Annotated in this window: 9 protein-coding genes; 4 read left to right on the top strand and 5 right to left on the bottom strand. The window is 69.5% G+C overall.

The window, feature by feature from the left end; genetic code table 11:
- Both glnS and VI238_RS00925 read right to left on the bottom strand, forming a co-directional pair.
- Positions 1 to 1,060 (bottom strand): glutamine--tRNA ligase (glnS, locus tag VI238_RS00930; protein ID WP_331647477.1); only part of this gene is annotated, 1,060 nt, incomplete at its 3' end.
- 91 nt (positions 1,061 to 1,151) lie between these two features.
- Positions 1,152 to 1,466, bottom strand: a complete 315-nt coding sequence (locus VI238_RS00925; RefSeq protein ID WP_331647475.1) for a DUF3253 domain-containing protein — start codon at positions 1,464 to 1,466, stop codon at positions 1,152 to 1,154.
- A 183-nt stretch (positions 1,467 to 1,649) separates the two neighbouring features.
- Here VI238_RS00925 and VI238_RS00920 point away from each other — a divergent pair, with 183 nt between their 5' ends.
- Genes VI238_RS00920 through VI238_RS00910 form a run of 3 tightly spaced genes read left to right on the top strand, consistent with a single transcriptional unit; the run spans position 1,650 to position 3,531 of the window.
- Complete coding sequence (locus VI238_RS00920) at positions 1,650 to 1,913, top strand: DUF2007 domain-containing protein (protein ID WP_331647473.1); 264 nt, start codon at positions 1,650 to 1,652, stop codon at positions 1,911 to 1,913.
- A gap of 32 nt (positions 1,914 to 1,945) precedes the next feature.
- A complete protein-coding gene (locus tag VI238_RS00915) occupies positions 1,946 to 2,608 on the top strand; it encodes a glutathione S-transferase family protein (RefSeq protein WP_331647471.1) in 663 nt (220 codons plus the stop codon).
- The gene (locus VI238_RS00910) at positions 2,608 to 3,531 is read left to right on the top strand and encodes a DMT family transporter (RefSeq protein ID WP_331647469.1); all 924 of its coding nucleotides are present in this window, start codon (positions 2,608 to 2,610) and stop codon (positions 3,529 to 3,531) included. Before VI238_RS00915 ends, VI238_RS00910 begins: the two co-directional genes overlap by 1 nt.
- A 173-nt stretch (positions 3,532 to 3,704) precedes the next feature.
- Here VI238_RS00910 and VI238_RS00905 read toward each other — a convergent pair whose 3' ends face one another.
- The 3 genes from VI238_RS00905 to fusA form a co-directional block, all read right to left on the bottom strand.
- Positions 3,705 to 4,187 (bottom strand): REP-associated tyrosine transposase, encoded by a 483-nt coding sequence (locus tag VI238_RS00905; protein ID WP_331647467.1) that lies wholly within the window; start codon positions 4,185 to 4,187, stop codon positions 3,705 to 3,707.
- A 388-nt stretch (positions 4,188 to 4,575) separates the two neighbouring features.
- A complete protein-coding gene (locus VI238_RS00900; protein ID WP_331647465.1) occupies positions 4,576 to 5,139 on the bottom strand; it encodes a hypothetical protein in 564 nt (187 codons plus the stop codon).
- Between the two features lie 97 nt (positions 5,140 to 5,236).
- Positions 5,237 to 7,300 carry an elongation factor G gene (fusA, locus tag VI238_RS00895; protein ID WP_331647463.1) on the bottom strand — a complete coding sequence of 688 codons (2,064 nt, stop codon included), beginning with the start codon at positions 7,298 to 7,300 and terminating at the stop codon, positions 5,237 to 5,239.
- A 295-nt stretch (positions 7,301 to 7,595) separates the two neighbouring features.
- Between fusA and VI238_RS00890 the strand changes: the two genes are divergently transcribed.
- A partial coding sequence (locus tag VI238_RS00890; RefSeq protein ID WP_331647461.1) for an alpha/beta hydrolase occupies positions 7,596 to 8,295 on the top strand: 700 nt, incomplete at its 3' end.

The following is an 8,295-nucleotide window of genomic DNA, read 5'->3' as shown; positions in this document are numbered from 1 at the left end:
GCACCGCAAAGTCGAACATCGCGATGTCGACGATGCTGTTGGCCTTGGCGACGCCGACCCGACGGACGAAATCACGGATCGCTTCGGGCGGCACGCCGCGTCGCCGCAAGCCCGCAAGCGTCGGCATGCGCGGATCGTCCCAGCCGTCGACGAGGCCGTCGGCGACGAGCGCCATGAGCTTGCGCTTGCTCATGACCGTGTAGTCGAGGTTGCCGCGCGCGAACTCGATCTGCTGCGGCCGGCTCGCCGGCCCGGCGAGGCCGGCGCGGCGCATCGGCTCGACGATCTCCTGCATGCTCGGCAGGTCGAGCTGGTCGAGGCACCAGTCGTACAGCGGGCGATGGTCCTCGAACTCGAGCGTGCAGAGCGAATGCGTGATCCCTTCGACCGCATCGGACACGCAGTGCGCGTAGTCGTACATCGGGTAGATCGGCCACGCGTCGCCGGTGTTCTGGTGCGCGACCTTGCGGATGCGGTACAGCGCGGGATCGCGCAGGTTGATGTTGCCCGAGGCCATGTCGATCTTCGCGCGCAGCGTGCGCGCGCCGTCGGCGAACTCGCCCGCGCGCATGCGCCGGAACAGGTCGAGGTTCTCCTCGACGCTGCGCTCGCGCCACGGCGAATTGCGGCCGGGTTCGGTCAAGGTGCCGCGGTACTCGCGCACTTCGTCGGCGCTGAGGTCGCAGACGAACGCCTTGCCGTCGCGGATGAGCTTTTCGGCGCAGAGGTAGAGGATCTCGAAGTAGTCGGACGCGTGGTGCAGCGCATCCCACTCGAAGCCGAGCCAGCGCACGTCGGCCTGGATCGCGTCGACGTACTCGACGTCTTCCTTGGTCGGGTTGGTGTCGTCGAAACGCAGGTTGCAGCGGCCGCCGAAATCGGTCGCGATGCCGAAGTTGAGGCAGATCGACTTCGCGTGGCCGAGGTGCAGGTAGCCGTTCGGTTCGGGCGGAAAGCGCGTCCTGACCCTGCCGCCGTGCTTGCCGACGGCGCGGTCGGCGACGACGATCTGGCGGATGAAATTGCCCGCGGCTGGAGCGGGCTGGCTGGCGTCGGTCATGCGTCACCGCCGCGCGGGGCGGCGTCCGGTGAAGGTAAACCGCCAGTCTAGCAGGGTGCCGGGAGCGTGCGTTCCCGCGCGCGAGCGAGGCTCAGGCCTCGGCGAGGCCGCGGCTGCGCACGCCGGGCAGGGTGCGCAGGCGCAGGCGGACCGGGCCGCGCACGTCGCGGATGTCGACCACGTTCTCGTGCTGGGTCGCCTCGATGAGGCCGCGCTCGACGAGCGCGACGGCCACGGTCCGTACGGGTCGCATGAGGTCCTGCCAGCGCCAGCCGAAGCGCGTGCCGAGCAGGTGGGCGGCCTCGCTGGGGCAGATGCTGCGCCCCGGGCCGCGCTCGTGGAGCAGCTCCATGAGGCATTCGCGGATGCGTTCGGCGAGCAGGTCGTCTTGGAACGGCAGGTTCATCCCGTACCCTGACCGCCCGCTTCGCGCCTCGGGCATCGGGGTCGCGGGCGAACGGCAATGCCCGGCATAATAGCCGCACGGCCGCGACCGCAATGGCGCAGTGCACCAGCCGCCACACACGATCACCGTTGCGGCGATCCGGTGGCGCGCCGCACGGCCGGCCCACGGTTCCACGGAACGCGCATGAAGATCGTCTATCGGGCCGAAAACATCATCGATGCGAACCTCGTGAAGGGCGCGCTCGAACTCGAGGGCATCGTCGCCTTCGTCAGCGGCGAGTATCTTACTGGCGCCGCGGGCGAGCTGCCGTGCTGGAACCTCGTCGCGGTCATGGTCGCCGACCACGACGTCGAGCGCGCCGCGCCGATCGCCGGCCGCATCGACCTCGCCCTGCGCGAACAGCGCGCGCAGAACGACGACCTCGCAGGCGACGCATTGCCGGCCTGAGCTGCCCGCCCCCGCATCAAACCGGAAACCCCATGTCCGCGAAACCCCTGCTGGTCATCGGCAACAAGAACTATTCGTCGTGGTCGCTGCGACCGTGGCTGCTGCTGCGCAACCACGGCGTCGCGTTCGACGAACATCGCCTGTTGCTCGACACGCCCGAGTTCGCGCGCGAGATCGGTCGCTGGTCGCCGGGTCGAACCGTGCCGGCGCTGCGCCACGGCGACCTCGTCGTATGGGATTCGCTCGCGATCTGCGAATACGCGAACGAGACCTTCCTCGACGGTGCCGGCTGGCCGCGCGAGGCGGCCGCGCGCGCGGTCGCGCGTGCGGTCTCGGCGGAGATGCATTCGGGCTTCCGTGCGTTGCGCACGCGCATGCCGATGAACGCGCGTCGCCGCGTGCAGGGTTTCGCGTACGGCGACGACGTGCGCGCGGACATCGAGCGCGTATTCGCGATCTGGCGCGACTGCCGCGCGCGTTTCGGCGCGGGCGGGCCGTTCCTGTTCGGTGCGTTCTCGATCGCGGATGCGATGTACGCGCCGGTCGTGCTGCGCTTCGTCACGTACGGCGTGGCGATCGAGCCCGGCCTCGAGGCATGGGCCGACGCGCTGCTCGCGTTGCCCGCGATGCGGGAATGGCTGCGCGACAGCGCGGCGGAAAGCGAGGTCGTCGCCGCGACCGAAGCGGTCGCCTGATGCGCGACGCGCACGAGCTGCCGCGGCGCGCGCTGCTGCAGATGGTCGTCGGCGCGATCGCGATCAGCACGACCAGCCTGTTCGTGAAGGTCGCGCACGTCGGTCCGACTGTCTCGGGCTTCTACCGCATGGGATTCGGCGGACTCATGCTGCTCGCCGGCCTCGTAGCGCTGCGCCAATGGCGGCGCCCGCGTCTCGCCGAGGTCGGCTGGCTGCTCGTGCCCGGCGCCGCGTTCGCGGTCGACCTCGTCATGTGGCACCGGAGCATCCTCTACGTCGGCCCCGGGCTCGCGACCTTGCTCGGCAATTTCCAGGTGTTCCTGATGGCGCTCGCGGGGTGGTTGCTCTACCGCGAACGCCTCGGCTGGTATTTCCTCGCCGGCATCGCGCTCGCGTTCGTCGGGCTGTACCTGCTGGTCGGGCTCGACTGGTCCGCGGTCGGCGCGCGGTACCGCCTCGGCGTCGTGCTCGGCACGATCACCGGCGTCGCGTACGCGATCTACATGCTGTCGACGCGGCACGCGCAGCGCGCGGGACACGTGAAGCTCGCGCCCGCGCAATTGCTCTGCGTGAGTTCGCTCGTCAGCGCCGCGGTACTCGGCAGCGTCGCAGCGATCGAGGGCGAATCGTTCGCGATTCCCGACGCGCAGAGCTGGTCGGCCTTGCTCGGCCTCGCATTCTTCGGCCAGGTCTTCGGCTGGGTGCTGCTCACGCGCGCGATGCCACAGTTGCCGGCGTCGACGATCGGGTTGCTGCTGTTGCTGCAGCCGGCGCTGAGTTTCGTCTTCGACGTGCTGCTGTTCGCGCGCCCGACGCACACGCTCGACTGGATCGGCGTCGCGCTGTCGCTGCTCGGCATCTTCATCGGGTCGTACCGCCCCACGGCGCGCGCGGCGGTGGTGCCGAGCCTCGCGGAACCGTAGGGCGGTACGCGCGGAGCGCGTGCCGCCGCATCCGTGCGGTGCGTTCGCATTGGCGCGGCGGGACTCGCCGCTGCGCGGCTCGACCCGCCCTACACGGTCAACGACGCGCGCATGGTCGTGTAGGGCGGTACGCGCGAAGCGCGTGCCGCCGCGCCATGCATCACGCTCGGGAATCAACGCGCTTTCGGTACGACGATCCGTGCGTGCCGCGGCAACGCAATGTATCGCCGGATCGACGAATACGGCCATTCGATCGCGTCCTGCACGAAACCGTGCTTCACGGGGTTGCGGTGCACGTAGTCCGCGTGCGCCTCGAAATCGCGTTCATCGCGGATCGCGTGTTCCCAGAACCGTCGCTGCCATACCCCGCCGAGCGAGGGTTCCAGGCGTCGAACGGTGCGGGAGAATCGCTCCTTGATGAGCTTCCAGCGCATCGAAAAATCGCAATCGCCGGGCGGCAGCGTCCAGATCGCGTGCAGGTGATCCGGCAGCACGACGATGGCCCGCGTTTCGAACGGGTGGCCGCGTGCCGTATCGACGTATGCGGCACGCAGCATGTCGATGTGGGACAGCAGCAGCGTGAGCTGGCGGTCAGCGAGCGCGACCGTGAAGAAATACGTGCCGCCGGGTATCAGCGCGCGTCGATAGTTCGGCATGGGGGCAACGTTGCGTGATGCCGGCGGCTGAAGCTGCCGACCATCCCCGCGCTCGCCCGTACGAAATTGCGAACCAGGGCGGGACGCGAGAGGCGCGTGCCGCCGCAAATGCGGGTCCGTCGCGGAATGGGGCATGGCGTGGCGGGACCCGCCCTAACGTCGCCGCAGCAGGCACGCATGGTCGTGGAGGCGGTCCGCGGAGCGCATGCCGCCGCAACCGTGCGGTGCGTTCGCATCGTGCGGCGTGGCACGGCGGGGCTCGCCGCTCCGCGGCTCGACCCGCCCTACGCGTTCCGAGCGTCCCGCATGTTCGTGTAGGGCGGTACGCGCGAAGCGCGTGCCGCCGCACGTCCGCCGGGCGTCGAATCTATCCGCGATGTTGCCGATGCTACCGCGGCCACAACCACGCGAACGCCGCCGCGGTCGCGAGCGCGTAGAGGATGCCGTCGAGCGCGTCCTTGGCGACCGCGCCCCACGGTTGTCCCCACCAGATGCCCTGGATGAAGGCGCCGAAGCCGTAGGCCATGAACGCGGCGGTACCGATCACGCGGAACACGAGCGCGAACGCGCTGCCTGCGGCGAGCGTGTGGGCGCCGAGGTAGGCGCAGAACACCGAGATCACGAGGCAGAGCACGAACCACTGCAGCAGCGGCTTGCCCATGCCTGGCTCGGCACCCGCGCGCAGGATGAACTTGCCGGTCGGGCCCGCGCGGAACTTGGCGAGCATCTCGGGTTTGGCGAGATCCTTCATGTCCTCGCAGTAAGGCAGCATGTGGATGCCCGGCGTCGGGTTGCCCTTGCGGATCACCGCGAGCACCTCGTCCTCGTTGGCGAAGCCGCGGTAGTCGGATGCGTGCCACTTGAGCACCATGTGCACCAGGCTGCTCGCGACGAACACGAACACGGCGGCGACGAGGATCGGTAGCCAGAGCTGGACGAGCGGAATCGTCATTGCGGAACTCCCCAAGAGTGCGATCGACGTTGCGGGCTTCGCCGCGCGCCACCGCCGCACCAGCGGCGCGGCGCGCGGACGCATTGCGGGCGGCGCGTCAGTCCTCGTCCGGGCGCGGCTTGTACGCTTCGGTGAGCTGCTTCTGCACCTGCGGCGGCACCGGCTCGTAGTGGCTGAACTCGATCGCGTAGCGGCCCTGGCCGCCGGTCATCGCCTTGAGTTCGGTCTGGTAGTCGGTGACTTCCGCGAGCGGCACCTGCGCCTTGATGATGATCTCGCCACCGCGCAGCGAATCGGTGCCGTTGATGCGCGCGCGCTTGCCGGCGAGGCCGCCGGTGACGTCGCCCATGTGCGCGTTCGGGACGGTCACGTCGAGGTTCACGATCGGCTCGAGCACCTGCGGACGTGCCTTCGCGATCGCGTCGAGGAACGCCTTCTTGCCGGCCGAGATGAACGCGACTTCCTTCGAGTCGACCGCGTGGTACTTGCCGTCGTAGACGGTGACCTTGACGTCCTGCAGCTGGTAGCCCGCGATCGCGCCGTGTTCGAGCACCTGGCGCACGCCCTTCTCGATCGCGGGCAGGAACTGCCCCGGGATCGTTCCGCCCTTGATCTCGTCGGCGAATTCGAAGCCGCCGCCGCGTGGCAGCGGCTCGATGCGCAGGAACACCTCGCCGAACTGGCCCGCGCCGCCGGTCTGCTTCTTGTGCCGGTGGTGCCCCTCCGCCTTCGCGCCGACCGTCTCGCGATACGCGATGCGAGGCGGCCGCGTCGTCACTTCGACGCCGTAGCGTTCCTTCATGCGGTCGAGCATGAGCTTCAAGTGCAGGTCGGACAGGCCGCGGATGATCGTCTCGTTGAGTTCCTTGTTGTGCTCGACGCGGAAGCACGGGTCCTCCTCGCCGAGTCGCGCGAGCGCCGAACTCAGCTTCTGCTCCTGCCCCTTGTGCGCGGGCTGCACGGCGAGCCCGAACATCGGCTGCGGGAAGTCGAGCGGCTTGAGGTGGATCTGGTCCTCGTCGTGCGAATCGTGCAGCACCGCGTCGAAGTGGATCTCCTCGATCTTCGCGACCGCGGCGATGTCGCCCGGCATCGCCTGCTCGATCTCGACGTGATCCTTGCCCTTGAGCTTGAACAGGTGGCCGACCTTGAACGGTTTCTTGCCGTCGTCGATGAACAGCTGCGTGTCCTTCCTGACCGTGCCCTGGTAGACGCGGAACACGCTGAGCTTGCCGACGAACGGGTCGTTGACGATCTTGAATACGTCCGCGATCACGTGCCGGTCGGGGTCGGGCACGGCCTCGATGCGCTGCGCGTCGGCACCGCGGCCCTTCTCGAACGGAGGCGGATTGCCTTCCTTCGGATTCGGCAGCAGCTTCGCCGCGAGGTGCAGCAGCTCTTTCACGCCGGTGCCGTTGCGCGCGGAGACGAAGCAGATCGGCATCAGGTGCCCCTCGCGCAGGCATTGCTCGAACGCGTCGTGCAGTTCCTGCCCGGACAGCCCGGCCTCGCCGTCGTCGAGGTAATGGCCCATCACGGTCTCGTTGATCTCGACCACCTGGTCGATGATGTGCTGGTGAGCGTCCGCGATCGACGAGAAATCGACCTTCGCGGAGCCCGCGTCGCCCTGCGGCTGGAAGAAGCAGTCGACCACGGCCGTGCCGCCGTTGGCGGGCAGGTTGATCGGCAGGCACTCGCTGCCGAACTCGTCGCGCAGCATCTCGACGACGCTTTCGAGGTCGACGCCCTCGTGGTCGATCTTGTTGACCACGAGCACGCGGCACAGGCCGCGCTCCTTCGCGCGCGCCATCAGGCGGCGCGTCGTGTGCGCGATGCCGGCGACGGCGTCGACGACGATCGCGCAGGTTTCCACCGCGGTCAGCGCGGACAGCGTCGGACCGCGGAAGTCGGGGAATCCGGGCGTGTCGACGAGGTTCACGTGCACGTCGCCGAGGTCGACCGATGCGATCGAGGCGGCCATCGAATGCTTGCGTTCCTTCTCCATCGGATCGTGGTCGGACACCGTGGTGCCCTTCTCGACGGAGCCTGCCGTCTGGATCGCGCCGCCGGCATGCAGCAGGGCTTCGAACAGCGTGGTTTTGCCGGCGCCCGCTTGGCCTGCGAGCGCGATGTTCCGGATGCCATCGGTGGTGTACGACATGAGCAGGCCTCCCGTTGGTGCGCGGTCGGACCCGTCGTGGATCCGCCCGCGCTCGCCGCCCCGGCCTGCGGCCGGCGTGGCTGCGCCGCGCACCGGCGCCCGCCGGTTGCGGCGTGGGGGCTTCCTGCCCCCGAACGACCGCGCGTCATCGCGCGGCTCGAAGGCCGTCATGGTCGTCCGTGCAGCGTCGGCGACGAACGGGCTGGCGCCACGGGGACGGTCATGGCGGAATGCGTCGCGCGACAGCGCGGCGCCGACATAGACTTGACCTATCGACGCACAGGGTCAAGTCGCAATGCGTGATCGGATCGGATCGGGGCGCGTCGTCTGCGTGCATGGCGCGGGCGGCGGCGGTTGGGAATGGGGCATCTGGGCGCGCAGCCTGTCGATCGAAGGCTTCGACGTGCTCGCACCCGACCTCATGCCGGCTGCAGGCGGCCTCGTCGCGACGCACCTCGAAGACTACCGCCGCCAGGTCGCCGCGTGGAGCCGCTCCGCGCGCGGTGCGAGCCTGGTCGGCGCGAGCCTCGGCGGACTGCTCGCGCTGGCGGTCGCGCGCAGCGTGCGCGCGCGTGCGCTCGTGCTCGTGAATCCGATGCCGAGCGCCGGCCTGCCGATTCGTACCGATCGCTCGCCGCCGGTGATCCGCTGGCGCACCGCGGCCACGCTGCGCTCGACCCAGCAGGCGATGCCCGACGCCGACGACGCCGCGCGCCTGTACGCATTCCGGCGCTGGCGCGACGAATCGGGCGCGGTGCTCGACGAGGCGCGCGCGGGGCTCGTCGTCGACCCACCCGACTGCCCCGTGCTCGTCATCGCGAGCGAACACGACCTCGACGTGCCGACCGAGTCCAGTCGCGCGCTCGCCGCGACGCTCGGTGCCGACTTCGAATGCATCGCCGGCGCGAGCCACGTCGGGCCCCTGCTCGGTCGCAGCGCGGCGCGCACGGCCGCGCGCGTCGTCGACTGGCTGCGCTCGCATGGCCGCGAGCCTG

Source organism: Dokdonella sp., assembly GCF_036518555.1.
In the GTDB taxonomy this organism is placed as follows: Bacteria; Pseudomonadota; Gammaproteobacteria; order Xanthomonadales; family Rhodanobacteraceae; genus Dokdonella_A.
This window is presented reverse-complemented; position numbering and strand designations above follow the sequence as displayed.